The following is a 23,800-nucleotide window of genomic DNA, read 5'->3' on the forward strand; positions in this document are numbered from 1 at the left end:
TATAAGAGATGTCAAACATTCATTTCTCAGAAATCAAATGAAATAACCGGTATATCATTAACGGTGAGCAAAAATTGAATAAGGGCTGCAAAAGGCCAATAAATGATGGCCACTGCCGCTAACACCGCAAATAAAAGTTAAAAAATGCCTTGCCGGCTACAACTCTGGGCACAAAGCCAAAACCATTATGCCCATCAGGTTGTACTAGCTATAAGTGATAAATATATGTCAGAACGTTCCGATAAAATAAAAGCATTCAACAAAAACCGGTTGCCCTCAATCACCAGGCTTAAATACAGCGCAATGCTCGAAAATGCATTCAGGTTCTACCGCGGTACCTGCCATCTTTTCTACGAAAGGATTGCTGAACTAAAAGCAATGCCTAAATCGCCGGTTGGCTGGATCAGCGGCGACCTGCACCTGGAAAATTTTGGCAGTTATAAAGGTGATAACAAACTCGTATACTTTGATCTCAACGATTTCGATGAAGCGGTAAAGGCACCGGTACTCTGGGAAGTGGTACGTCTGGTGACCAGCATTTTTATTGCTTTCCAAACCCTGGAGATCGATGGGGAACAAGCCATGAATATGGCTGCCCTATTCCTGAAAAGCTATGGCACCACCCTGATTGGTGGAAAAGCCATGGACCTGGATCCCAGAACATCCAAAGGCATTACCGGCGATTTTCTAAAACGTGCGGAACGGAGTTCTGCAGACGAGCTATTGCAGAAAAGGACATTAAAAAAAGGGAGGAAACTGCTGCTGGATACCAGCGATGAACGGCACTTTAAACTAAAAAAAGAATTAAAAGCCGAATTAATCAACCACATGGAAAACTGGTTGTCGAACAACAACGATAGCCCATATAACTACCGTGCGAAAGATGTTGTTTACCGCCTTGCCGGAACAGGAAGCCTTGGACAAAAACGGTACCTCTTTCTGCTCAAAAGCATACGCAAAAAAGACCGCTACCTGCTCATTGATATGAAACAAGCCTACCCATCCTCCCTCTCCCCTTATCTGGATATTCAGCAACCCAAATGGGAAAATGAGGCTCAACGCATTGTTTCCGTGCAAAAACGCATGCAACATGTTTCGGCGTCACTGCTTTCCACTGCAACGTTCAAAGGCGAAGATTACGTTGTTCAGGAATTACAGCCCGTAAAAGACACCCTGAAGTTTAAACTCATCAAAGAAGAATACCGTAAGATTTACCAGGTAATTGATCATATGGGCATGCTTACCGCATCCTCGCAACTCAGGAGTTCGGGCATGGATGGTTCTGCCACAAAAGATGAGTTGAAAGCTTTTGCCATCAAAGCAGGGTGGCAACAGCAAATCCTTAATATTGCCACTGAACAGGCCGCCCTCGTATGTGCAGATTACGGTGCCTTTCAGCAGGATTACAGAAATGGCGCCTATGAAAGCCAGCCAAAGGGCAGAACGAAAACTGAGCCGGCAATGGATTAAAGCCTGTTTTTCCATGCATATTTTGATGCCCGTAACTGTTTATAGGCCATTTACAACCAGGCCACACAAAAAGGCTGCTTAAAACAGGAATACAGGCCAAAGAACAAGCATTTTGAGTGTTTAACAAAACCAAACCGCAATAAATTTGTCTTACAATAGCGCCTGCACCAAATGCAGACCAACAGTTACTACTATGGAAAACTTAACATTATCTGAAAATGCCAAAGGGTTTATGGATTACGCTATAGACACCATAAATGCCATGGATGGTGCTCCAGAGCACAGTGCAGCACAAAAGGATGAGGTGATCACCAGGATCAGTACGCTTAAAAATTTATTGAATGAACTGGAACAATCCTACCTTGAAAATACGCCAACTGATAAGGCTCCACCTGTGGACCCCGAATATATTGCAGCTGCCGGACACAGTTAAACACATCATCAGCTCATCATCCTGGCAACAAAAGGTATTTTGCCAAGGCGAAAAATGATGTCATTCGCTAAGCTTAAAGATTTTTTTGATTCCGCTGATAAAACCTGACATTTTTTTTTACCCGGCACAATAAATAGCAAAAAATTACGCTTATATATCTGAGAGCGTTAATTTAGATTAAACGGGAAACTATCTTAGGATAGGTTCCCGTTTTTCATTTCCAGGGTAATTAATGCCATGCGACATTTTAACCTCGGGTTAAGTAATTGACAAAAATCGGATACTAAATCCCATAAATAGTTTTTACCCAGCTGGCATCTTTGGTGGATGGTGATTTTGTACCACTCCATGAATTATCAATCCAGGTAGAGCCGTCTAACCTGGTCGTGGTTGGAAGACTGCTGTTAATTGCACCATATCCATTGTATGATCCATAAAGCATAATAGAACTGATATCAAATGCTGTCCCTCCATAATTCATACCTGTAAGTTTATTATAACCCGATTGAGCTGACGCACTTATATTGTCCCATTTTACTAAAATATAGGAGTCACGATCTGCTCGTAGCTGCTCGTGGTGTAACCCGATAGCATGGCCTAACTCATGCACAACAATACCTTTAGCTTCCGGATTGGAAAGATTCATCGTCGCCCCGCTAACATAACCTACCGTACAATTATTTACACTGCCAGGCTGTATAGTCAGGTAGTAGCCAGAAGTTACCGCTTCAAATATAATTCCTGATTTTGCAGTCCAGTCGGCCATGGCGGTTAATATTGTATTGGTCTGCGCAGTGGTAAATCCGGCCGCAAACCGGTAGGAAACTTTATGGTTTGGCCACTTGTATGCCCCGGCTGGTCCGTGTCCCTCAGTTGTCACTTCCGGCAGTTTTGTAGTGATTTGTTCATCCGGAATGACCATATCGCCGTTGAAAATGTTTTTACCGTCAATTCGTTCATAACTGATCAACGATCCCAAATAATAGCCCTGCCTTATTTCCGAGGTTTTTTTTTCCACCGAAACATTTACTTCATCGTTACTCGTTTTTTTACAGGCCTGAGCAAGTAACAGCGATCCCGCTAATAATAGCATAGATAGTTTTGTGTTTTTCATAATATTGATTTTGTAGATTTAATACTAACTTAATGTATTTATTCAATATTATAAAATATTTTTTTTACGACATCGTTAAGTTGTCAGCTGATTTTGGGGAATGGATGGAATGCAGCTGTAATCTCACACCAAGTTAGTCCCTACCAAATCATGAAGATGCCCGGGCAGGCTAAACATGACGATAACCGCAAATTTTATGCTTGACCAGCGCTAAACCTGTTATGTTAACACAGGCCCGTTTTTTGTCTGACCTATAGCTATCCAATCTACCAAACTTCCCTTACACAGCAATTTGTGTGATTTTACTCATCATGGTACCAGTTAAACACGATGTTGTATTCACCTAACCTAAACATTACTCGAATAATAGCAGCACAGCGAACCTAAAATTTACACAGACCGTACCAGCAACGTTAAAACAGCCCGGATTACATATTTTCCGATCCGCACAAAATTTTTGCGCATAGGCAACCATGTACAACCTTTATCGGTCTGAGCTGAATTAGTCAAAATCTGAATATTCATAACTGAATTACATCCTTTTTAAACCAATTTACTCCTTTGCTGTTATCATAGATATGAACCTGCAGCATCGAAATCAATACGCTACCCAATTTCCCCTTTTCAATGGTTAATATTTCCAGTAGCCAGGATTTATCCCACAGCATCTGGAGACCTCATCTCTTGATTATATTCTTCGGAATCTTAAAATTGTTGATCCATTTAATTGCCTTAAAAGGATATGGCTATCATGCTGATGAAATTTATTACGTTGAACTTGGAAAGGAATGGCAATGGGGTTTCCCTGATATATCACCATTTGTAACCTGGATTGCGCATGTATCAAATCTGCTTTTCGGTTCATCTTTAACCGGCTACCGAATCCTGCCTTGCCTTTTCTCCGCTGCAACCGTCGTAATGACGGGTTATATGACTTACCTACTTGGCGGAAAACGTTTGGCCATCACCATCGCTTGCTCCGCAATCATTTGTTCACCTGCATTTTTAGCAACTTCCTATCTCCTGCAACCGGCAGTATTTGATGAGTTCTTCTGGACCCTCCTATCCTTCGCCTTCATCGCCTACCATAAAAGCCGTAAAACTCCTTTCTTATGGCTTATGGCAGTGGCACTGGCGCTCGGCATACTAAACAAGTACAGCATCCTGTTACTGGTCTTTTCAGCACTCATTGCCTGGTTAATTTGCGCGCAGCGAACCAATGTTCCCCACTGGAAAAAGCTATTGCCACCTGCCCTTGTTTTTCTGTTGATTTTAGCACCACATATCGCCTGGCAAATGGAACAAGGCTTTCCTATTTTTAAATTTACAACCGAAGTAGCGAAGACGAACTTTGACGTCGACCCCGGCGACTACCTGCTGCAACTGTTTTTCTTTCATGGCGCATCGGTGGCGGTGTGGTCTGCAGGCCTGATTTTTCTGATCACCAACCCGAAAAGCAAAGAATACTTGTTTCTGGGCATCGCATCTTTAATGGTAATTGCGGTACTATCCGTATTAAAGGGCAAGCTCTATTACGGACTGGGGCTCTTCCCACTGCTATTTGCTAACGGTGGATATTGCTGGGAGCGCATGTTAAATCACTTCAAAACTGCTTATCAAATCATGTTTACAGGCATGCTTTATGTTTTTGCACTGCTCAGCCTTCCGGTGGTTATTCCTATATTTTCTGTAACCGGTAATCAATTTTACCTGTCTGAAATGGTCAGGCTAACCGGTTTTTCCCGACCGCTTCGTTACGAGGATGGCTCTTATGGTAAAATACCACAGTTTTTTGCCGACATGACAGATTGGGAATACCTGACCACCAGAGTAGCAGAAGTTAGCCGGCAACCGGGCACATTCGGCAAAGCCAGCGTAATTTTAACTAATGATTATGCCATTGCCGGCGCCTTAAAACACTACGGCGATGCAGCGCTGCCCCTGGTAATTTCGGCAAAAAACAGCTTTCTAAACCAGTCGCCCAAAAGCCTGGACCAGCACACCATCATTTACCTCACTAAATCAACCGGGCTTGACATTCTGCTTATTGCAGATCAGGTAACCCTTATGGATACCATATACTCAAAAAATTCACATATCAACGGAATACGGATTTACAGGCTATTGTTTCCCAGCAAGGCGTTCAAACAACAATACGCCAGAGATCGGCTGATGTTCGTAAAAAGCTGAGGGGCAGCACCAGCCTCTTACTTTATTTCACCCTTCCATCCTGTCTGCCGTGATACAGCTGCATCTTATTTTTAGGTTCGAATAAATGAGGATGATACCTGTTTCCATAAAGGCTAATGACTCTTTTTTACCTTTAATACCAATACAAAAAAAGCCATCAATTTAATTTTGACGGCTTTAATCTTTAAAAAAAATTCAACGCTTAAGCGTGGGCATCACGCAATGCTTTGATTGCATCATGGCTGGTATTAATGCCTTCCTGCTGTTTTAACAATACCGATCTAACATTTTCTCCAAGCTCATTTTCTGCAAGTGCATCACGGTATGCTTTTTTAATCGCATCTTCACCGCGTTCACACTCCGCCAAGATACTGTGTCTGTCATCACCACCAAAGGTTGCTTTAATATCAATCCATGCCCTGTGCAAAGTTCCTAAAATAGTATTTCCAGTGTCAGGAGTTTCAGCATTTCTGCCTACTAGCCCGGCCAGTTCTATCACGTTATCGCGGCTATCAGATGATAGTTTTTCAAAAGTTGCCTTTAAATCAATGTTTTCTTCTTTTAAATCGGCTGCTGCCTTATCAAAACCATCTGCTCTATCATTGTTGATCTGAATAAGGTCGTTTAAGATTTCAACTGTTTTTTCTGTATTTTCCATAGTTAAATATAATTTCTAAATACAACAGGGTGCGCATAAATATGTTTGGATCAAATGAAATAAATCTTAAAACCCACAGGTATTTTGCTTCCAGCCCGATCCTGCTTATTGCATCAAACACCTATCGTATATCGCTAATCAAGTTCAACCAGCAGGAAGCGCCAGAAACAGCCTTCCTGTGTAAACCAGTCACCATCCATTCCGCTCAATAAATGTGGCAGGAAAGCCCAAAAGATGCCAAATGACATATCAGAAAGCCTTCACGCGAAGTCTGGTTTAACAGTAAAAAATATATTTTTTTAAACTTTTTAGCTTTCTATTCGTCTGTTTTATATGATAGAAACACAAGAAACCTTTAATTTCACCACAATGCCCTTTATCAGTGGCATTTTAGCGCTAATTTTCGGGGCATTCATTTTCATCTTCGCCATCTGGCGAAAAAACAAACGCAGAAAACTAACCGGAATCAACGGATTTACCTGCGCAGACAGGATGGTAAACACCAGGAGCACAGAAAAACTATTGCAGTTTTTAGCACTTGTGCTGCTGATATCAGGTTTCATGCTCATTACCTTCGAAGCGATTAGGATTGAAGACCAGGTGATGACCGAAGAGACGACCAGCTAAAAAGACGTAACGTCTGAGTCAGGGTTTTACCTCCATCCCTGGTCCTGGCTCCGCAGCGGAAATACAAAAGTACTTACAGCGTCATGATTTCGCTATCAGCTTGCTTAGCTCTGCTAAAAAGGCTATATTACCATTATTGTCCAGATTAACTGCTCCGATAACAGAATTTTTCACTAAAACTTTTCAAATTTGGCATTAAAAAAAGCAGGATTTTACAGGGGGCCACGCTTGCCCTTCAGAAAAAAAGAAGCGGAACATAAAATAAATGAGCTGATTACCGCACCAGAGGTGCGTTTAACCGGCGACAATGTTGAAACCAACATTTACCCGCTCACACAGGCACTCCACATGGCTAAAGAACTGGATCTGGATCTGGTTGAAATTTCACCGAAAGCCATCCCACCCGTTTGCCGGATTATCGACTACAGTAAATTTCTTTACGAACAGAAAAAGAAACAAAAGGAGATTAAAAGTAAAGCCAAACAGACCATCATCAAAGATATCCGTTTCGGCCCGAATACTGACGATCACGATTTTCAATTTAAACTTAAACACGCCGTTTCCTTTTTGGAGAGCGGCGAAAAAGTACGTGCCTTTGTCCACTTTAAAGGCCGTTCAATTGTATATAAAGACCAGGGCGAAATTTTATTGCTGCGATTTGCGCAAAGCCTGGAAGAAGTAGGCAAGGTTGAACTAATGCCAAAACTTGAAGGTAAAAGGATGTTTCTTACCCTGGCCCCCAAAACGGCGAAAAAATAAAATCGCAATCTGACTTTTCAGGATTTAATTGCCCGGCAACCTGTCATCAGCGGTTGTTTTGAACCAGACCACTATTTATAGCTAAGCCTGGTTATCCGCTGCAATGGCCCGTTCCGGGCTTAAACAATCAGCTTATGGCTTTTGTAAACCGCCATCACCAATAGTTGGCTGCTATAGAATAACATGCGAATCATCATTCTGATGCTGCCGGTAAATAATGGGCTGACGATGTTGTATTAAACCGTTAGCGGTACATCCACTACCATCTTTTCATTGAGCAGTAAATTGTTCAGGCAGGGCAGTTTGGTTCCTGCCTGATTTCCGGAAAGGTTACTTACGTATAAAATCAATCAGATCTGCATTCAACCGGTCTTTTGCAGTAATAAAAAGGCCATGCGGCTCACCCTCATAAACCAGATATTCTGCATGAGGCAAAAGCGCTGCAGCCTGCTCGCCGGTGGCTTTAATTGGCACGGTCTGGTCTTCATCTCCATGGATAATAAGTGTCGGTACCTGTATCGACGACATTTCCGCCCTCAAATCTGTAGAAGAAAACGCTGCTGCCGAAGCCAGGGTCGATTTTAAGGTGGCCTGCATTGCAATGTTCAGGTCAGTGGCCAGCCTTTCGCTGCTTACCGGTTTATTAAGTAATCCCTGCCCATAAAACTGTTTGGAAAAAGTACCTAAAAAGCCGGGGCGGTCATCAATAAGCCCTGTTGTAATCTCATCTATTTTCTCCTGCGGCACGCCATCCGGATTGTCGGGCGTTTGTAGCATAAAAGGCGCGATAGAACTGATTAAAATGGCTTTTGAAATGCCTTTACCACCATGTTTGCTAAAGTAGCGCACCACTTCTCCACCACCCATTGAAAATCCGGTCAGTACCGCATTTTCCAGGCCAAGCTCATCAACCAGTGCCTTTAAATCATCAGCCAGTGTATCATAATCGTAACCCGTTAGCGGTTTGTCTGATTTACCAAAGCCTCTTCTGTCATAGCTGATTACCCTGAATCCTGCATCGGTAAGCGCGGTAGACTGGTAGTCCCACATCTGGTGATCGAGTGGCCAGCCGTGGATCAGGATTACTGGTGTACCCGTACCCAGATCTTGATAGTGCAGGTTAATTTCTTCGCCATTTGCGGATGTTGTTTTTACGAATTTCATAGGTTTTATTTTATTAATTTTTTAAAGCATACAGATGGAGAACAGCCGCTGGCACGCAATGTTTTTAACTTTCAATCCACACCCACAAAATTCACAAAACCAATGGTTGTTAAAGGCTAATTTAAGTGAACGTATCATCTGCAAATTTCAACAAAACACGTTCCTTTACGCAGGTTGATAAAAAACAGCTGTTGCGGGATTTCAATTTATCATACTAAATCCTCTTACAAAGCCGCTAAAATTCAGCTATATTTGATGATGCGATTACACAAGTTCCTTTTGCTCATTAACCTATTCTTATCCGTTGATGCCGTGGCCAAAAAATGCGATTGCAGCCAGATACTTCAACAAAGTATTAAGGGGATCGAAAACAATTACGCCCTTTTTAAGATCAAGGTTAATGCAGACAATTTCAAGGAATACCAGTCGTTTAACCGCCTCTATCTCATCAAGGCACAATCCATTGATCAAAGTGATGCCTGCCAGAAACTGCTCAACGATTGGGTAGCTTATTTTAAAGATAAGCACCTATGGGTAACAGTTGACCGTGAAGTAGAAAAAATCGACTATATTCAGCACCGCCTGGCGTTAAAATCATATCGAAAGCGTTGGCTCGACCATAAAATTGCTAAAGATTCCATTGAAGGCTTATGGGAAATGGAAGGCTACCGGGCCGTTATTATTCCAGACCTAAAGAACTATGGCCAATTTAACGCCCTGATCGTTTCTGCAGACAATGATACTTTCAAGCCCGGCATGCTGAAAATGCACCTGATAAAAAGGGATGGCTTTTACGATATGGACTTTTATCTGCGCGACTCAACAATGGTAAGTTCGACAATCAGATTCACCAGCAAATACACACTGCTGGACGACGATGGCCTTAGCTGGCGTAAATTGGAACCCACCTTGCCAACTGATCGCATTCCCACATTGGCTGAAATGAACCGGGCAGACCCCTACAAGCCCACGCTTAAATGGGTAGATGAAAATTCGGCCATCTTTACCTTGCCCAGCTGTGCTCCAAGATTCGGGCCAGTGGTCGATAGCCTGATAAATGTCCATAAAAACAAATTAGAGCAATGTCGAAATTTAATTGTCGACGTAAGGGGAAATGGAGGAGGAAGCGACAGGACCTATCGCGCCCTGCTCCCCTATCTATTAACCAAAGCCAGTGTTCAGCCTAAGGTTGGCTACTATCTCAGCAATGAAAACGTCAAACTGTTCCGTGAACTGGGCATCCTGAAAAAGCTAAACCCTTCAGATACCAGTAGAAGGGGAACATGGGCAACTACTCTAGAAACCCCTTATTTAAGCGCAGCTCATTACGCCAAATTTCCAGTAAACGTGGCGATACTCATGGACTCTAAAACTGCAAGCAGTGGTGAAACTTTTGTGCTGAATGCCAAAACCAGCCAAAGGGTAACCACCTTTGGTACTGCCACCGCTGGCTGCATAGATGGTTATAACGGTAATGTTATCCGCCTTAACGGTGCCAGCCTACGTTATCCCACATCCATACGCACCATGAATCTCCCTCAGGAGGCTATTGATCCTTTCGGGATCCTTCCCGAGATCCCCATCTCCGGTACGGTATCAGACCCCATCAGTTGGATATTAGATTATTTTAAACAGACAGAAAGGAATCCATAACCTGTAACAGCCGCATATGCTGATGAGGTTTTCAATTAAAGGTTTTTTATGCAACAATAGATTTAACAGCGAAATTGCCGGCAGTTTAGAGGTTCCGGCATATGCTATAAACTGATCAACACGGGGGATGAAGCAAAACAGTGGGCTAGAGTTTTTTAAATTCTATTTCCATTGTTTCCCTTCTAATCGTGCCCTCCTGGCCATCTGGCAACCTGCGTTCCAGAAACAGTTTCATATTGCTTTGATCAACAACGTTCACATTGAAATCATAATCCGTGTCAATAATCAGTTTTGATTTACCGTTCGCATCAATAGCTACCTGGTAAGCAAATGTCTTTTCCCTGCCGCCGTCATTCTGGTAAAGAATATCATTATCCCTGAAATCCCAAACCGGAGCAGGTTTAGTTCCTGATAAATCTTCCTGGTTAATCACCTGGCCATTGGCGCCATAGTAAGTGATTAAGCCTTTAGATAATTCCCATTTACCCAACACTTTGCCCTTTAGCGTGGCGGCAGTTTCCAGTTGCTCCTCCCCTACACCATTTTTCTTACAAGATGAAACCATCAATGCCGTGCCAAGCAGCACGGTTAAAAAAAGCAATGCTTTTTGTATCTCTTTTTTCATAAATTATTTTTAAACCACTAACATCCATGTCTATAAAATGTTTGTCACAACGGTTACGCAATGCATTGAATCAGTTAAAAGGTTATGCCCTGGAACTTCAGCCAACTGATTCAAATTTTACCTTCTGAAAACGATTTTGGATAACATCATGCTGCATAATCAATGCAGAAAATCATTGGGTAAAAGTGGTTTAATTGCAGTATTTTTTTCTACTGGTATTCCGGTATTTTTCAGTATTAAGAGAAGATACCGGTGTGGATTTGGAACAATGTTTAACTTTTACAGCTAAATTCGCTACAGCATTTTTGGTCAAATCAGGAAATTAAATCCCTTTTTACACCATAAAGGCAATTTTGAAAGTTGACATTTTACCCTTAACTAAAATTCATGTACCGATGAAAAAAATTGGATTTTTATTCGCACTGGCCGCTATTGTTATTTCCTGTAAGCAAAAGCCGAAAGAAAATAACGTACAGGCTGCTCAACAGGAGGAACCAGCAGCCCGGCAACAGGTTATGCCAGACACTACACAAACATTTAGCTTCGAAACCATACCTTACACCAGGGCCGATCTCGGCGTATTTCCATTTTTCACTTTGCCCAAAGGACTTGCAGAAATGAACAAACCCCTGCTGAATGATTTCGACATTTGCTTCTTCCCCATTAACGGTGTGATGAAAGGCTTTGAAGGCAAATTATACAAGGCTAACATCACGGGCCAGGATGGAACAAAATTCTCTCAGCACTATTTTGAAAGCAGCTTAGACAATTACCTTAAATCCGTTGGAGCCGTTAAAGTTTACTCCGGAACCATTACAAGTGAGGAATATGAACGTTACCATAAACAAGATCCGAATAAAGGTGACGAAGGAGACATTGGCTATGATGGAGACCAAATTAATGTTTATGCCATCCGAAGTAAAGAACAAGGGAATATCCTGGTGCAGTATTCAGCTACAAATGTTGGCGCAAAGCTGAATATCCTGCAACAAAAAGCACTTACCCAAACCATTGCCAAGATCACCGCTGACTCGATTATAAAGGATCTTGCTAACCGTGGAAAGTCTATCCTTTATATTCATTTCGATACCGATCAATCCGGCATCACAACTGCTGGTGCAGAAACCGTAAATCAAATTGCCGAAGCCCTGAATAAAGATCAAAACCTGAAAATCAGCATCGAAGGACATACCGATAATACAGGTGATGCCGCCCACAACAAAAAATTGTCGGCTGATCGGGCCAATGCCGTAATGGACGCGCTGGTTAAGCTTCATATAGCAAAGTCGCGCCTGTCGGCCAGGGGTTTCGGTGCTGAGCGCCCTCTGGTGGCCAATGATTCTGACGAAAACAAAGCAAAAAACCGAAGGGTTGAGTTGGTTAAAGTCAACTAACAGGGAAATTTAATTGGCCTGAATCTGAGCCGGTACACCTTCCCGATCAATCATGTCCGGATCCGGTATTTCAATCCGTAAAGGAAAATCATATTGCTGATCGGCGGTGCAGACTGTTTAAACCCGGCTATGATTTCCGTACACACCAGGTGGTCATGGCCCTGCTGTTTTGTACGTTGGTTGTTTTAATCGGTTCGTGAAGTTGCCCGCCAAGGTTTTTCGTAAGCCTCACCAGCATCTCCTGGTTAACCAGGAAGCGTTCTGATCCGTCAGGAAGCATATACCTGCCATTCCCGATAAAACGGACCAGTGATTCAATACCGATCTCTGAAGCCAGGCGGCAGAAAAAATATCCGCCTGGTTTAAGCACACGCCACATGGAAGTTAACATCGCTTCAAAATGCTCCTGGTTCATGGCAAAGTGCAGTACCGCCGAACTGATCACCAGATCAAAACTTTCATTTTCAAAAGGCAATTGTTCTACAGGAGCAATGCTAAAGTTTTCTTCCGGATTAATGTAAGGAAAAGCACTTACCGCTATTTTAAGCTGTGTTATGGCTTCAGGATCCCGATCTACTCCATAAACCTGTGCACCACTTTTTAAAAAGTACTGCAGGTTTCGCCCTGTTCCGCATCCGGCATCCAAAACGGTTTCGCATTCATTGTAAGTACCTTTTAGTAGCTGATCGAATAAATAAATATCAATATCTCCGAAAGTTTCCTGTATCTGCTCGCTTTTCATTACCAGCAAAGATAATGACAAATTGCCGGGATGGTATTACAATTTATAATTTCTACCAATGCGGCAAAAAGCGCGAAAGATTCTTAATCCGGTGCCATTTGGTGTTGCTATAGATTTAAGTTTGTGCATTAACGATATGCTAAAATACCGAACAATTTCACCTCCTGTATTGACTCAACCCGGTTATTCCCAGGTTTCCCATTCACCCTGCTGCACATCATATTTTGCATATTCACCAGAGTCTGTAAATTCCGAAACGGTCATGCCGACTTCGAAAATCGAATCTTTATTCCAGCCCGTGGTAAAGTAAACCGCTGCTTTGGTTAATAAAGCCGTTCCGTAATCTTCGTCTGGATGATTAAAATGCAATCCATAACTGTTTTTATCTGATAGCGTATAGCCATAGCTCAATAATCTTTCTTTCAATGCGTCAAACTGCGCTGCTGTAAAGGGAACCAGATTTTCAGTGTTTTCAAAAAAGCCTTCATCAGTTATGGCCTGCTGTTTTTCTTTTGTTTCAATCCGGTAAAGGGAAATATCGTAACTCATACTGCCTGATGTTAGATGGGTTTAGCCAATAATGACCTGTAGATTTAATTATTTTTCTGTTCATCTGTAACATTTAATCAACTGAATTGTTAGTTACTATTGCCGGAAAAAGTGTTATTTCAAAAGAATCATTTCAATATCATGATCAACAAAACATTGAAGTTATTTTTTATCAAATCGATTATCGTGCTGGGCTTCATACACCTCGCCTATTTCATTTACGGTTATTTCAGGTTTGTGGGGATCGGTAAGGTCTACATTTACACGGAATTTTACCGTTTCAAGTTTTACGATGATGTATCCATTTCACACTTTTTTATCAGCGGTTTATTTTTATTGACTGTGCTCATTTTACTGATCCGGAATTATGCCAGAGAAAGGTATAGCGGACTAAATCTGATCAAAATCGGGGCTACACTGCTGTTCATTGTGTTTTTATCCTTAAGCTTCTTCATGAGTTATAGTTTTGGCATGAACGCTAAACTTAAACAGGAGCTACCGGCAAAAACTTTCAATGCAGATAAAAGGCTGTTAAACGTCTTAAATCCCTTTTTATACCCTGGTTCGCACTACAATTCAGAAACCTTGTTCAATGTAACCAATATTCTGTATCCTAAGCCCTACCCGGTAATGGAAGTGAGGGATACTGTTTTTTATGATCCGGCAAACAAAGAATATTACAGCCTGGAATCGGCCTATTACAGCATCGATACTTTGAAAATACTTACTTCAGCTTACGATAAACTAAAAAGCGCCGCCAATATTCCCGTTGGGTTGCCGGGTCTCGATCAACAGGGATTCCAGAAAAGAATCCTATCCAAAACCGTCCGTAAGGATAGTACCGAAATCGTATTCAGAGGGGCTGCAGTCAACCCGGGGTTTGACAACAGCATCTGTGTCTTTCTTGAAAATAAAACATTAATCAGCCCGGTTGAGGGCGAAGATGTTGCAATACAGCAGCGGCAAAGCGCCATAAACCGCTACCAGCTCCTTTATCAATTACCACAGGATTCTTTACTTCATGCTTTTCAAAAACTAGACTTGTTGTTAAAAAGATATCAGGTCGAATCTTCCATCAATCCGGTAACACTTACCCGGGATGTATTCCGTTTCAGGGATGGATATCGGGAACAGCTATATCAGATCAGGAACAATTTTAACCGAAACGCACTGGTTGAGAAAATCAAAATTTTAAACCGGCTGTTTTACCAGCCAAAATTTTTTCATCCTGCTATCCGGCCAATCTTTTTTATGGTACTGTTTTCAACCTGGCTTTTTGGATTTGCCGTGTTTGTGCTTTCCATTTATTTACGAAAGCCCAAACCCGGCGCGGTAAAACCGTAAAACTTCCTGCCGATAATTGATAGGAGAAACAGGATGGTTATTCACGCAGTACGGCAGCATATCTTTATCTTTAGTTCGTATTCAGTTTTAATCCATAATTTAGCCCCTTAAATCTGCTTCGCGCACGATTTACACCGAATGCCAGCAAAAATATGGAGAAAAGCCTGCTCAAAACCACCATTTTAAAACCTGAAAACCCGGTATTAAAGCAATACGTAGAATATTTTTTATTCCTCCGTAAAAAAGATGAGCTGCCTGTTCAGTATACTACTTTTCCCAATAACAATTTGTGCCTGGCCATTTACCGGCACAACCAGGTCAACCACCAGCGTCACGAAAAACTGAACCATTGTGTTATCCGGGCAGGCCGTGAAGAATTTACCAGCCGCATCTATGGCTTTCATCACATGGCTTTCCGGGTAGATATCCAACAGGAACTGGATCAGATCTGTGTGATTTTCCATCCAGCTGCCTTAAAAGCCTTTACCCGGCTCAACTTTGATGAAATTGACCATGCCGGCCAGGTATTTGAACAACTTTTTCAACCCAAAGAGCCCTATTTTCTTGAACAGCTGTTCGGCGAAACCGATCCTGCCAGGCAAGCCCGGCAGCTTGAAGGTTTGTTATTGCATCAACTGGAAGAACACCGCATTGCAAAAATCAGCGAAGCCCTTTACCATTTGTCGCTTGCACGGCCACATCACCAAAATGTAAGTGTAGAAATGCTCTGTCAAAAACTTGGAATCAGCGATACCACACTTTTCAGGCTTTTTAAAACAGGTTTGGGTCAAAACCCACAGAAATACCTAAAAACCATTCGGTTCAGGCAGGCACTACACGACCTGACCACTGCAGCAAATCCGCTTACAACAGTTGCGCTACGCCACCATTACTATGATCAGGCTCATTTTATAAGAGATTTTAAAACTTTTACCGGTTATTCGCCCAAGAAACTGCTGAATATGGTATCTGTACAGCAACAATCCCTTACCTGGATTTACCAGGAAAAGCAAGGTGAATGATTTTTACAATTTCTTTTGCCGCTAATGCTTTTCCTTTGTGGAAATTATCATTTCATGCGATACCTATTCATTTTTCTCTCCGTTTGTCTGGCTACTTCCTGTGCTTTAAAACAAAAGCAATACCCAAAACCCGCTCCACCTTCTGATGCTTTACCGCAGTTAACGGAGCAGCAAATGCGAGCCGAGCATGATACGCTGGTTTCCTATATCAAACAGGTAAGTCCGGTCATCTTTTTTAACAAAGAAGTAAGGGGAATCGATTTTAGCCGGCACGCCGCCCGCTTAAGAAAACAGATCGGTCCAAAAACCACTATAGAAGCGTATTTACATATCATTAAAAAGACACTTAATGCCGCACAAGACGGGCATACAAGTCAGCTGAATACGGTCCTGCTGGATATTGCAAAGAAATACTGGATTCCGGGCGGTGTGGTCTCCTTCGATAGCGCCTCCACCCAAAATATGTACAGATATGTAAAATACCTGCAGGAAAGTTTTTATTCAAAGGCAGATCTTAACCTGATCTACACTTCAGGATCGTACTATAATTTATTGCCATTCAGCCACAAGGGTAAAGCATACCCCGCAGCCATGAAACTGATTCGCTGCAATGGAAAAAACATTCATCAGTTTGTGGCCACACTTCACGAACTTTACTCGCCGCTGCGCTGGGACAGGGCAAATAACCGCGTTTACACCGAAAATTTCTACTGGCCGGCCCAAATCTACAGGCAAGATACCTTGAGGCTGACTTTTGTTGATCAGAAAAACATCCGTCATCAACTCAATATCAACAAAAATGATACGGTAACCTACCTGGCCAAAAAGCTAAACCACTATGGTTATTTCAGCCAGACCGATACCGTGGTAACCCATTACTTTGAACAGGAAGGAATATTTTATGCCAAACTCCCGGCCATGCGCACGGAACTGGGCGATACGATTAAACGGCGCATGGAGGCTATTTCTGCCCGGCACCGTGTAAACAGCGTGGTCATCGATATCAGGGGCAATGGCGGCGGCTCAGACCAAACCTATAATATCTTTTTAAAGAAACTGCTGGGCGATACCTTGAAAAAGGACGTTGTGGTCGGCCGGAACTTCAGTCCCGAAACCCGGAAAAAATATCACCTCAACCGCGATTCCGTCATCAACAGCAATAACAAAACCTTTAATCCCGGCGTACCTCAATTCAAATCGCAGGAAATGTATTTCATCAAACAATCTTTTAATTTTGTAACGCCAGACCGTGCCAGGTTTCCCTTTAACGGAAAGATTTATATCCTCCAGGATAAATTTATTTACTCTTCGGCCAGTAATCTTTCCAGTTTGGCGCAAAATACCAAACAATTAATCAGCATTGGCGAAACATCAGATCTGCTGGGCGGACTGCAGGCCGATGTACTCATCAAAATGCTGCCCTACAGCAAATTTATTTTCAGGGTAGAGCCGCAGGTTGATTTTACCGGCATCAAAAAGCTTGAGGATGTTTTCCAGAACCATGTAGAATACCCGGTATCCTATCCCATCGAAAATCTTTACCTGCGGACGATAAGCCCCGATATATTCGGGAAAACATTTTTATTACAAAATGATCCCATGTTTAGAAAAGTATTGGAACTGGAACAAAAACAATATTAGTTGATGATAAACCCGGTATCGCTATTGTCAGGCATCCATAAATCAACCGGCAAAGCTAAGCTTAAAATAGCTTGCCGTTAATGAAAAGTATGGTAAGTGCTGATCAGCAGCTGTTTAGTCGGCTGCTTTTTTGGAGCTAACCAGGCTTAATTGTTTAGCACCGGTGTATTGGTATACATTTTTCCACCAGCTGGCCCCGCCCCTGCAGGCCGTAATCAGCCATTTATGCTGCCTGTCCAGCGTTACATCACAAAATCCGCTACATTTAGCACGCGGATCCTGCGGTTCAGCAAGCTGCTCAAAACGCTTTGACACCGGGTTATACAAATAAATGGTAAAGGTGCGGTATACCCCCATCCCGGCATCCGGAATGGAAAACGCCACATCGTCATAACCGTCAAAATTATAATCGGCTATAGTTCCCTTACGTTGTGGGTGCGGACTGTCAAAACCGGGTAACCGTTCTGTTTGTGTAAGTTTACCCGGATAGCGGAACATTAACCGGTCATCCATCCCATTCGAAAAAGATATGAGCGTGCCATGCAACAGGTAACCTGCTTTTTCCTCATCCGCTTCCGGGTTCTTCACCTGCTCCAGTTTAAATAACTTTTGATCTTTATTCCGGAAGTAAGCGGCCGCTGCGATTACATTGCCCTGCTGGCTCAGTTGGTATGTTCCGGTCATTTTTCCATTTAATACTTCATCCCAAACATAAGTGAGCTGTACTGCCGGGCTTTTTCCCTGTGCCCTCCGGCTCTTTAACCGAAGGGGTATAATACCTTGTTGGCCAAGGTATTTAACATAAGCACCCTTTCCGTCCGTACCATAATAAATGTTCAGCAAAAAAGGCTGGCCTCCCCGGCTCGATTTTAGCAAAAAAGGCTGGGCTTTAAGGCCACCGCCAATCAGCGCCAAAGCCAGTATCAGTTTTAATATTTCTACCCTCATCAGCATACGCTAATTGTTATCACCATATTGATCACGTTTGCAACCTCTTGTAATAAGGGGATTGCAGGCAATTTATTTGTACATACAATAGATATCAAAATCAAATTGTATCGGTCAGGTTTAACGTTTTGTCACCCAATTCACATCAGTATCATTTTTCTGCCAGATAATCAAATGTGGCAAAACAGTTCTCCTTCCGGGTACGCACCGTTCCTTTAAAAGAGTAGGGACAGTTACCTGCAGATTTCCAAAAGCGCGCTGCCGACTGTGCAAAAAGCAATAAATCTGTGCCGTCCCGCACAATGAATGTCATATTGTGGTCGTCTTCATTGCGCGCAGGGATGCTTTCCAAAAAATGATGCTGGTAATAAAGCTTACCCGGTGCCAATGTTTGCCCGGGGTATTGGGTATAAGCGTTTAAGGCCATTAAGCTAAATTTATCAATAACTGCATTGTATTATTTCCGTTAACCCTAACATACAAACGGCACAAAAAGTTTATCAACAGGCTTCGGCCTTTTAGCTTAAACAAACAATCCTGCAACGCTTTTTGTTCAGTTATTGCCCTTAACACCATACCATCGCCCCTTTGCATTTACACCTTAAAAAAAGCAAAAGAGATTGATGCCCAGGGGTATAACCTTTATTTATTACCCGATTATACATGAGTAACCCCTTAATTGTAACCCTAAAAATGGATGAAAAAAGCCAGGCATTTTTGGATGGCAAACGCAGGGCTTATTTTCCTTCGGAAAAGAATTTTCTGGAGGCACACCTGATGGTATTTCACCAACTGCCCTTTAATGCCGAAACCATATCCTTTCTTAAAGCCTTCCGGTTTCCCCGTTTTGTAGCCAAGGCAACGGGGCTGATGAAACTGGGGCGCGGGGTGGCCTACCAGGTGGAGTGTGCTGAAATAAAACAGTTGCACCAGCTACTTGCCAAACACTTTTACCCGCTGCTCAGCGCTCAGGACAGGCAGGGTTACCGGCCACACGTAACCATCCAGAATAAGGTAAGCCCTGAAACGGCCAGGCTCCTGTTTGATTCGCTGAACAGCAATTTCGTAAGTTTTAACGTGGGCATCGAGGCCGTACAGGTTTTTTCTTACCTGGGTGGGCCATGGCAGCATGAGTTTGATGTAGATTTAACTTAACGGAATTTTTCTGATGCCACTAAAATTTTGCTCTCCTTTCCACGCTCAGCCCAGGCATTTTATTTGGGGCTAATTTATTTGTCGGCAATCATCAGGTTAAATTTTCCGCGCAGGATACCGGCCACCCGGCCCTGTGGGTTCATCTGCTGCACCTTTGATGGCTTTACCTTGCGGTACGTAACAGATATCCTGCGCCCGCGGTGCCGGATTGCGCCATTAATCAGGTCTTTTTTCCTGGGTGGAATGCCATGGTGCCATTTTTTTCGGGCATCATCCTGCATGATGTAAAGCGAACGCCTCGGCAGCTCAACATCTACCACTTCTTGTGTCTTCGCATTGGTAAAACGCATGATACAGCCACTTGCCAGGTTAATTCCACAGATCTGGTTTTCGTAATAGTTGCGGTCTTTATGCGGCCTGATGCCTTCGCCGGGCTGGTACTCGTTTATAATCACCTGATCCGGAGCATACTCCAGGTTTTTTTCGGTAAATAGCCTCCGCGCCACTTCACCAATGGCGGGCGGGATGGGCAGCGGAATCCCAATCAGCGCGTAGGGTGCCTCCAGCTCATTGCGGAAACCATAGTACTGCAGCCGCCTGGAGTAATCCACCATCCAGGGCTGCGTGTCTATTTCATCCATTAATTCCTGTTCCAGTGCTTCGCTGATAAAATCGGTATAGATTAAAAATCCGGGTATCGGTGTTTCCATAATGGTAAAACAGTAAAAGCAACAAACTGGTTTTTTCTTGATGGCGATAGTTTTAGAAAACTCCATTATCTAAAAACAAAAAACGCCTGCCGGATTCAGGGCAGACGTTTTCTTATAACAAATAGCCGTAAAATGGCTTAAACCGTTTATTTAACCGGCATTTTTGTACACCACTTCAAAACTGCCGTACATGGCCATTTCTGCGGTATGCGCTACTGAAAGTTTCAGCTTTAACTTTTCAATCACTTCATTGGCGTAAACAATGCTTTTGTTTAAATCCTTTATGCCGCGCACCTCTATTCCTCTCGCTAAGCGTTTAAACTTGGATGGTTCAAATTTTTCAATGAATTTTTCAATATCAGATGTTTGTGTCATTTTACTCATAGCATGATGATTTTACCATAGCAAACCCGGGCAGTGAGGTTTTGTTTGCCTGCTGCATGGCATAAAGTATTAACAAATCATCAGGCAAAAAGCCATTAAACTGGCAATCAACATATTAAATCCTAAGAATCGTTAATAAGTTTCAAATTTCAAAAATAGAAGCTTAAGGTTGCTTTACCGGTTTCAAAACACAGTGTTCAGGTGCGTAGTATATGCTTTTGGTTGGATGGGTCACCGTCCACTGTAAACGCTGCCCCGGCAAAAAAGAAAGTTCAAAACTTCCTTTATCTTTCGGCATACCAAAAAAGCTGTAAAATTTCCCGATCAGTTTTCCTTTTTGGATCGTTCCCTGCAGATTATAGATTACGTCGGGTTCGCAATCCGTTTTCCCCCCACTTTGGGTAATGGCACAGTATTGTCCTTTTACCCGGTTACCCTCCTGGTGTAAAGTCAGCGTAAACTGCGATTCGGGCACCCCCTGCTCACCCATTACTACATATTTCCAGGTCCCGTCAAAACGGGGTGCCGTTGCAGCGGTTGCAGGTTTAATGATCCGATCAACCGGGTTTAAAGGAGCAGTAATTTCACTGCAGGCAAAGAAAAGGCTTAAGATAAAAGTAAACATGTAACTGATAGCTAAAATATACAGGAGATAAATTTAACTATATCCCTTTAATATTGTGCAATATTTTAACCGGGCACCAATTCGCCAGATCCGAAACCAAACCGGTTTGGAATTAAAATTAAAAATGGCTCCCAGATTTGATCTGAAAGCCATTCTAAATACCGGTGAAAAGAAATTCCTGTCAACATTTGGAATGTTCCTGTCGGCACCTGATGTCAGTTTTCGGTTTCAATCCCCTCTTCAAACACCCATCCATATACATCTGCGGAATTTTCTCCTGTTCCAGCTGTTTTTCAGAAATCTTTAAATATTGGAAAAGATGATTTTCCTCTTTGGTCAGGAGGTTCATTTTTTGGGATTGACTTCTGGCACCGGTTATGGAGTAGTTTTGGAAAGATTCAAAAGTCATCCGGTCCATCATGATGCTTTGGGCATGTGGATGGTACGACCGCAGCTGATGCAGGATCTGAAAGCCTTATTCATCAATATCTTCACAAAACCAGATGTTTTTGCCCGACAGCCAGGCCACATTTTTGAGATGGGAAATATTAAATCTACCTCCACTACAGATAGCAACTCTGGATTCCTATAAAGGTAAAGAAACGCCCGGCGAAACGTGTTTATTGACCTGAATGCACATGATCCGGAATCACGAAATCGAGGAGCGATTGATCAAAGGAGCTTTTGTTTTAAGGGTGTGCGTTATCCTATCCTCGCAGGCATTTATTTTCCTGTAATTTCTCTTCTGTGCTGCCTTCCCCACGCGGCCAGGTGATCTATAATGTTTTTTAATGTCATCCCGTAATCGGTTAGCTGATATAGAACAGTAACCGGCTGGGTATCTAAAACGGTGCGCTTAATGAGTTTATTGATTTCAAGGTCTTTGAGTTCTTTGCTAAGCATCTTATTCGAGATGCCATTTACATCGTTTAAAATGTCTGAAAACCGGCGCTTATTAAAATAGCAGACTGAAGATATGATCGCTATTTTCCATTTGCCATTTAATACGTCCATGGCATCATGCACGGCCATGATTTGTTTCTGATTCGTTTCCGCGTCTGTTACGTTACAATGATTTTCCATAAAAGGTTACCTGGTTACCCAAATGTTACTGTTACTTTTAGTTACAAAGTTACAATAATAAATAAGACTGACATACATTTGTACCTGTAAATAAAAAGATAACAATATGAATTTTACAGGAAAAAATATCGTGATTACGGGTGGAACAACAGGTATAGGTTTCGCAACGGCCAGCGCTTTTATCGATGCCGGCGCCAATGTATGGATTACCGGCAGAAATATACAGAACCTGGAAAAGGCTGCAATAGCATTGGAGAGTGAGCGGCTTAAAACGGTTCTATCAGATACTTCAAACCTGAATGGAATTGATGCTTTAACCAAAGCAATTGCAGGTAGCGGTCAAAAATTGGATGTACTTTTTTTAAATGCGGGCATCGCAACTTTTGCACCCATTGCAGAAGCTACAGAAGCCGACTTTGACGCTCAATTTAACACCAATGTGAAGGGACCTTACTTTACGCTGCAAAAGTTGTTGCCTCATTTAAAGGATGGTGCCGCTGTGGTTTTTAATTCATCAACTGTGGCCACTGCAGCCCAAATGTATGGTAGTATTTATTCTGCAACTAAAGGTGCACTTAATAAAATTGCCCAGGTTGCAGCCAACGAACTTGCAGGGAGAAATATCAGGGTAAATATGATTAGCCCCGGTCCCACCCAGACAGAAGGTTTTGACAAAGCCGTTCCTGATGACACCTTAAAAAAGCAATTCGCTTCAACAACGGCATTGCAAAGGATGGGTAAACCATCGGAAATTGCAAAAGCTGTCTTATTTCTGGCTTCTGAAGATGCGAGTTTTATTACAGGGGCACAATTACTGGCTGATGGCGGCTTTATTGGTTATGCATTAAAATAACTTTAAGCCATAACACTCAACAATTGAATGCTCCTGTTATGGGAGCATTTTTTTAAATATCAAGGGCAGTTGTTTTTGCCAGTCAGGTTCAAATGTACGCACTGCGGGATTATCCTCAAACCAATTTTTACTAGAATTAAGCGAATTATTGGATTTAAAACCGTTAAAAAGTTATGGTGATTCTTAACTTAAAACTTTCAAGTCTCAATTTACACCATACCCCTAAAACATGCATCCACATACATCTGCGGAATTTTCTCCTGTTGCAGCCTGTTTTTTTCCGAAGTCTTTAAATATTGGAAAAGATCATTCTCCTCTTTGGTCAAGAGGTTCAGGTTTTAGGATTGCTTGCTGGCGCCCCCTACAGCGTAGTTTTGGAAAGTTTCAAAAGTTGTTCGGCCCATCATGATGCTTTGGGGCTGCGGAGGGTACCATCGTAGCTGATGTAGCATCTGAAAGCCATGTTCATCAATGTAATCACAATAAACAAAACGCGTTTTTAAGATGGGAAATAGGAAATTCGGGCGTTTGGAAAAAATAGAGCAAATTGCATTATTTGCGTTTTGTGAAGAGACCAGCAAAATTAATGCCTGGTAAGGGACCGTAAAATAAAGAAGGTCATGTTTTACCGCCAAATAACATAAAACTTTTTTGGAT

General features: G+C 42.4%; 27 protein-coding genes. 13 read left to right on the forward strand and 14 right to left on the reverse strand.

Going from position 1 to position 23,800, the window contains the following annotated elements:
- Positions 1–225 precede the first annotated feature (225 nt).
- Both ACIQXP_RS06435 and ACIQXP_RS06440 read left to right on the forward strand, forming a co-directional pair.
- Positions 226–1,470, forward strand: coding sequence for a DUF2252 domain-containing protein (locus ACIQXP_RS06435; protein ID WP_387505063.1), 1,245 nt, complete (start codon positions 226–228; stop codon positions 1,468–1,470).
- Between the two features lie 193 nt (positions 1,471–1,663).
- Complete coding sequence (locus ACIQXP_RS06440) at positions 1,664–1,903, forward strand: hypothetical protein (RefSeq protein WP_293741186.1); 240 nt, start codon at positions 1,664–1,666, stop codon at positions 1,901–1,903.
- 283 nt (positions 1,904–2,186) lie between these two features.
- On the opposite strand, the gene ACIQXP_RS06445 is transcribed toward ACIQXP_RS06440, so the two are convergent.
- Complete coding sequence (locus ACIQXP_RS06445; RefSeq protein ID WP_293741187.1) at positions 2,187–3,017, reverse strand: M12 family metallopeptidase; 831 nt, start codon at positions 3,015–3,017, stop codon at positions 2,187–2,189.
- Between the two features lie 711 nt (positions 3,018–3,728).
- Here ACIQXP_RS06445 and ACIQXP_RS06450 point away from each other — a divergent pair.
- The gene (locus ACIQXP_RS06450) at positions 3,729–5,207 is read left to right on the forward strand and encodes an ArnT family glycosyltransferase (RefSeq protein WP_387505062.1); all 1,479 of its coding nucleotides are present in this window, start codon (positions 3,729–3,731) and stop codon (positions 5,205–5,207) included.
- Between the two features lie 202 nt (positions 5,208–5,409).
- On the opposite strand, the gene ACIQXP_RS06455 is transcribed toward ACIQXP_RS06450, so the two are convergent.
- Positions 5,410–5,865, reverse strand: a complete 456-nt coding sequence (locus ACIQXP_RS06455; RefSeq protein WP_090979836.1) for a PA2169 family four-helix-bundle protein — start codon at positions 5,863–5,865, stop codon at positions 5,410–5,412.
- Positions 5,866–6,198: 333 nt separating this feature from the next.
- Here ACIQXP_RS06455 and ACIQXP_RS06460 point away from each other — a divergent pair, with 333 nt between their 5' ends.
- Both ACIQXP_RS06460 and infC read left to right on the forward strand, forming a co-directional pair.
- Entirely contained in the window at positions 6,199–6,492 is a 294-nt protein-coding gene (locus tag ACIQXP_RS06460; protein ID WP_387505061.1) for a hypothetical protein, read from the forward strand.
- 189 nt (positions 6,493–6,681) lie between these two features.
- Complete coding sequence (gene infC, locus ACIQXP_RS06465; RefSeq protein ID WP_387505060.1) at positions 6,682–7,251, forward strand: translation initiation factor IF-3; 570 nt, start codon at positions 6,682–6,684, stop codon at positions 7,249–7,251.
- 330 nt (positions 7,252–7,581) lie between these two features.
- Here the strand turns inward: infC and ACIQXP_RS06470 are convergent, their stop codons facing one another.
- Positions 7,582–8,415, reverse strand: coding sequence for an alpha/beta fold hydrolase (locus tag ACIQXP_RS06470; protein ID WP_387505059.1), 834 nt, complete (start codon positions 8,413–8,415; stop codon positions 7,582–7,584).
- 255 nt (positions 8,416–8,670) lie between these two features.
- Between ACIQXP_RS06470 and ACIQXP_RS06475 the strand changes: the two genes are divergently transcribed.
- Positions 8,671–10,068, forward strand: a complete 1,398-nt coding sequence (locus ACIQXP_RS06475) for a S41 family peptidase (protein WP_387505058.1) — start codon at positions 8,671–8,673, stop codon at positions 10,066–10,068.
- Positions 10,069–10,213: 145 nt separating this feature from the next.
- Here the strand turns inward: ACIQXP_RS06475 and ACIQXP_RS06480 are convergent, their stop codons facing one another.
- A complete protein-coding gene (locus ACIQXP_RS06480; RefSeq protein WP_293741193.1) occupies positions 10,214–10,693 on the reverse strand; it encodes a hypothetical protein in 480 nt (159 codons plus the stop codon).
- A gap of 395 nt (positions 10,694–11,088) precedes the next feature.
- Between ACIQXP_RS06480 and ACIQXP_RS06485 the strand changes: the two genes are divergently transcribed.
- Complete coding sequence (locus tag ACIQXP_RS06485; RefSeq protein WP_387505057.1) at positions 11,089–12,087, forward strand: OmpA family protein; 999 nt, start codon at positions 11,089–11,091, stop codon at positions 12,085–12,087.
- A gap of 127 nt (positions 12,088–12,214) precedes the next feature.
- Here ACIQXP_RS06485 and ACIQXP_RS06490 read toward each other — a convergent pair whose 3' ends face one another.
- Together ACIQXP_RS06490 and ACIQXP_RS06495 are read right to left on the reverse strand one after the other, a co-directional pair.
- Complete coding sequence (locus tag ACIQXP_RS06490) at positions 12,215–12,829, reverse strand: class I SAM-dependent methyltransferase (protein ID WP_293741195.1); 615 nt, start codon at positions 12,827–12,829, stop codon at positions 12,215–12,217.
- Positions 12,830–13,012: 183 nt separating this feature from the next.
- Positions 13,013–13,378: a hypothetical protein gene (locus tag ACIQXP_RS06495; RefSeq protein WP_387505056.1), complete on the reverse strand. Its 366-nt coding sequence runs from the start codon at positions 13,376–13,378 to the stop codon at positions 13,013–13,015.
- Positions 13,379–13,519: 141 nt separating this feature from the next.
- Between ACIQXP_RS06495 and ACIQXP_RS06500 the strand changes: the two genes are divergently transcribed.
- The 3 genes from ACIQXP_RS06500 to ACIQXP_RS06510 all read left to right on the forward strand — a co-directional run bounded on the left by ACIQXP_RS06500 (position 13,520) and on the right by ACIQXP_RS06510 (position 17,385).
- Positions 13,520–14,722 carry a hypothetical protein gene (locus tag ACIQXP_RS06500; RefSeq protein ID WP_387505055.1) on the forward strand — a complete coding sequence of 401 codons (1,203 nt, stop codon included), beginning with the start codon at positions 13,520–13,522 and terminating at the stop codon, positions 14,720–14,722.
- Between the two features lie 152 nt (positions 14,723–14,874).
- A complete protein-coding gene (locus tag ACIQXP_RS06505) occupies positions 14,875–15,744 on the forward strand; it encodes a helix-turn-helix domain-containing protein (RefSeq protein ID WP_387505054.1) in 870 nt (289 codons plus the stop codon).
- 54 nt (positions 15,745–15,798) lie between these two features.
- Positions 15,799–17,385 (forward strand): S41 family peptidase, encoded by a 1,587-nt coding sequence (locus tag ACIQXP_RS06510; protein ID WP_387505053.1) that lies wholly within the window; start codon positions 15,799–15,801, stop codon positions 17,383–17,385.
- Between the two features lie 114 nt (positions 17,386–17,499).
- Here ACIQXP_RS06510 and ACIQXP_RS06515 read toward each other — a convergent pair whose 3' ends face one another.
- Both ACIQXP_RS06515 and ACIQXP_RS06520 read right to left on the reverse strand, forming a co-directional pair.
- Positions 17,500–18,333, reverse strand: a complete 834-nt coding sequence (locus ACIQXP_RS06515) for an XAC2610-related protein (protein ID WP_387505052.1) — start codon at positions 18,331–18,333, stop codon at positions 17,500–17,502.
- A gap of 151 nt (positions 18,334–18,484) precedes the next feature.
- Positions 18,485–18,760, reverse strand: coding sequence for a hypothetical protein (locus ACIQXP_RS06520; RefSeq protein WP_387505051.1), 276 nt, complete (start codon positions 18,758–18,760; stop codon positions 18,485–18,487).
- Positions 18,761–18,996: 236 nt separating this feature from the next.
- Between ACIQXP_RS06520 and ACIQXP_RS06525 the strand changes: the two genes are divergently transcribed.
- Complete coding sequence (locus tag ACIQXP_RS06525) at positions 18,997–19,488, forward strand: 2'-5' RNA ligase family protein (RefSeq protein ID WP_387505050.1); 492 nt, start codon at positions 18,997–18,999, stop codon at positions 19,486–19,488.
- 74 nt (positions 19,489–19,562) lie between these two features.
- Here the strand turns inward: ACIQXP_RS06525 and ACIQXP_RS06530 are convergent, their stop codons facing one another.
- The 4 genes from ACIQXP_RS06530 to ACIQXP_RS06545 form a co-directional block, all read right to left on the reverse strand.
- Positions 19,563–20,198: an alpha-ketoglutarate-dependent dioxygenase AlkB gene (locus ACIQXP_RS06530; RefSeq protein WP_387505049.1), complete on the reverse strand. Its 636-nt coding sequence runs from the start codon at positions 20,196–20,198 to the stop codon at positions 19,563–19,565.
- A gap of 150 nt (positions 20,199–20,348) precedes the next feature.
- The gene (locus ACIQXP_RS06535) at positions 20,349–20,582 is read right to left on the reverse strand and encodes a hypothetical protein (protein WP_293741203.1); all 234 of its coding nucleotides are present in this window, start codon (positions 20,580–20,582) and stop codon (positions 20,349–20,351) included.
- Between the two features lie 163 nt (positions 20,583–20,745).
- The gene (locus ACIQXP_RS06540; protein ID WP_293741204.1) at positions 20,746–21,207 is read right to left on the reverse strand and encodes a hypothetical protein; all 462 of its coding nucleotides are present in this window, start codon (positions 21,205–21,207) and stop codon (positions 20,746–20,748) included.
- A 181-nt stretch (positions 21,208–21,388) separates the two neighbouring features.
- A complete protein-coding gene (locus tag ACIQXP_RS06545) occupies positions 21,389–21,628 on the reverse strand; it encodes a Wadjet anti-phage system protein JetD domain-containing protein (RefSeq protein WP_367117452.1) in 240 nt (79 codons plus the stop codon).
- Between ACIQXP_RS06545 and ACIQXP_RS06550 the strand changes: the two genes are divergently transcribed.
- Positions 21,527–21,799, forward strand: coding sequence for a hypothetical protein (locus ACIQXP_RS06550; RefSeq protein WP_387505148.1), 273 nt, complete (start codon positions 21,527–21,529; stop codon positions 21,797–21,799). The two genes, ACIQXP_RS06545 and ACIQXP_RS06550, sit on opposite strands and share 102 nt — an antisense overlap.
- Before the next feature lie 131 nt (positions 21,800–21,930).
- Here ACIQXP_RS06550 and ACIQXP_RS06555 read toward each other — a convergent pair whose 3' ends face one another.
- A complete protein-coding gene (locus ACIQXP_RS06555) occupies positions 21,931–22,290 on the reverse strand; it encodes a winged helix-turn-helix transcriptional regulator (RefSeq protein WP_293741206.1) in 360 nt (119 codons plus the stop codon).
- Between the two features lie 106 nt (positions 22,291–22,396).
- Here ACIQXP_RS06555 and ACIQXP_RS06560 point away from each other — a divergent pair, with 106 nt between their 5' ends.
- A complete protein-coding gene (locus tag ACIQXP_RS06560; RefSeq protein ID WP_387505048.1) occupies positions 22,397–23,143 on the forward strand; it encodes an SDR family oxidoreductase in 747 nt (248 codons plus the stop codon).
- Positions 23,144–23,481: 338 nt separating this feature from the next.
- Here ACIQXP_RS06560 and ACIQXP_RS06565 read toward each other — a convergent pair whose 3' ends face one another.
- On the reverse strand, positions 23,482–23,778 hold the full coding sequence (locus ACIQXP_RS06565) for a Wadjet anti-phage system protein JetD domain-containing protein (protein WP_367117453.1): 297 nt from the start codon (positions 23,776–23,778) through the stop codon (positions 23,482–23,484).
- Positions 23,779–23,800 lie beyond the last annotated feature (22 nt).

The organism is Pedobacter suwonensis, assembly GCF_044762335.1.
GTDB lineage: Bacteria > Bacteroidota > Bacteroidia > Sphingobacteriales > Sphingobacteriaceae > Pedobacter.

What these genes read in the sequence shown, in the direction of transcription:
- ACIQXP_RS06535 (WP_293741203.1), bottom strand. Translation starts at nt 20,582, where the DNA reads ATGAGTAAAATGACACAAACATCTGATATTGAAAAATTCATTGAAAAA.
- ACIQXP_RS06460 (WP_387505061.1), top strand. Translation starts at nt 6,199, where the DNA reads ATGATAGAAACACAAGAAACCTTTAATTTCACCACAATGCCCTTTATC.
- ACIQXP_RS06515 (WP_387505052.1), bottom strand. Translation starts at nt 18,333, where the DNA reads ATGAGGGTAGAAATATTAAAACTGATACTGGCTTTGGCGCTGATTGGC.
- ACIQXP_RS06550 (WP_387505148.1), top strand. Translation starts at nt 21,527, where the DNA reads ATGATTTTCCTCTTTGGTCAGGAGGTTCATTTTTTGGGATTGACTTCT.
- ACIQXP_RS06435 (WP_387505063.1), top strand. Translation starts at nt 226, where the DNA reads ATGTCAGAACGTTCCGATAAAATAAAAGCATTCAACAAAAACCGGTTG.
- ACIQXP_RS06445 (WP_293741187.1), bottom strand. Translation starts at nt 3,017, where the DNA reads ATGAAAAACACAAAACTATCTATGCTATTATTAGCGGGATCGCTGTTA.
- ACIQXP_RS06455 (WP_090979836.1), bottom strand. Translation starts at nt 5,865, where the DNA reads ATGGAAAATACAGAAAAAACAGTTGAAATCTTAAACGACCTTATTCAG.
- ACIQXP_RS06505 (WP_387505054.1), top strand. Translation starts at nt 14,875, where the DNA reads ATGGAGAAAAGCCTGCTCAAAACCACCATTTTAAAACCTGAAAACCCG.
- ACIQXP_RS06475 (WP_387505058.1), top strand. Translation starts at nt 8,671, where the DNA reads ATGATGCGATTACACAAGTTCCTTTTGCTCATTAACCTATTCTTATCC.
- ACIQXP_RS06495 (WP_387505056.1), bottom strand. Translation starts at nt 13,378, where the DNA reads ATGAGTTACGATATTTCCCTTTACCGGATTGAAACAAAAGAAAAACAG.
- ACIQXP_RS06525 (WP_387505050.1), top strand. Translation starts at nt 18,997, where the DNA reads ATGAGTAACCCCTTAATTGTAACCCTAAAAATGGATGAAAAAAGCCAG.
- ACIQXP_RS06530 (WP_387505049.1), bottom strand. Translation starts at nt 20,198, where the DNA reads ATGGAAACACCGATACCCGGATTTTTAATCTATACCGATTTTATCAGC.
- ACIQXP_RS06490 (WP_293741195.1), bottom strand. Translation starts at nt 12,829, where the DNA reads ATGAAAAGCGAGCAGATACAGGAAACTTTCGGAGATATTGATATTTAT.
- ACIQXP_RS06440 (WP_293741186.1), top strand. Translation starts at nt 1,664, where the DNA reads ATGGAAAACTTAACATTATCTGAAAATGCCAAAGGGTTTATGGATTAC.
- ACIQXP_RS06500 (WP_387505055.1), top strand. Translation starts at nt 13,520, where the DNA reads ATGATCAACAAAACATTGAAGTTATTTTTTATCAAATCGATTATCGTG.
- ACIQXP_RS06480 (WP_293741193.1), bottom strand. Translation starts at nt 10,693, where the DNA reads ATGAAAAAAGAGATACAAAAAGCATTGCTTTTTTTAACCGTGCTGCTT.
- ACIQXP_RS06470 (WP_387505059.1), bottom strand. Translation starts at nt 8,415, where the DNA reads ATGAAATTCGTAAAAACAACATCCGCAAATGGCGAAGAAATTAACCTG.
- ACIQXP_RS06510 (WP_387505053.1), top strand. Translation starts at nt 15,799, where the DNA reads ATGCGATACCTATTCATTTTTCTCTCCGTTTGTCTGGCTACTTCCTGT.
- ACIQXP_RS06555 (WP_293741206.1), bottom strand. Translation starts at nt 22,290, where the DNA reads ATGGAAAATCATTGTAACGTAACAGACGCGGAAACGAATCAGAAACAA.
- ACIQXP_RS06540 (WP_293741204.1), bottom strand. Translation starts at nt 21,207, where the DNA reads ATGTTTACTTTTATCTTAAGCCTTTTCTTTGCCTGCAGTGAAATTACT.
- ACIQXP_RS06560 (WP_387505048.1), top strand. Translation starts at nt 22,397, where the DNA reads ATGAATTTTACAGGAAAAAATATCGTGATTACGGGTGGAACAACAGGT.
- ACIQXP_RS06520 (WP_387505051.1), bottom strand. Translation starts at nt 18,760, where the DNA reads ATGGCCTTAAACGCTTATACCCAATACCCCGGGCAAACATTGGCACCG.
- ACIQXP_RS06485 (WP_387505057.1), top strand. Translation starts at nt 11,089, where the DNA reads ATGAAAAAAATTGGATTTTTATTCGCACTGGCCGCTATTGTTATTTCC.
- ACIQXP_RS06545 (WP_367117452.1), bottom strand. Translation starts at nt 21,628, where the DNA reads ATGATGGACCGGATGACTTTTGAATCTTTCCAAAACTACTCCATAACC.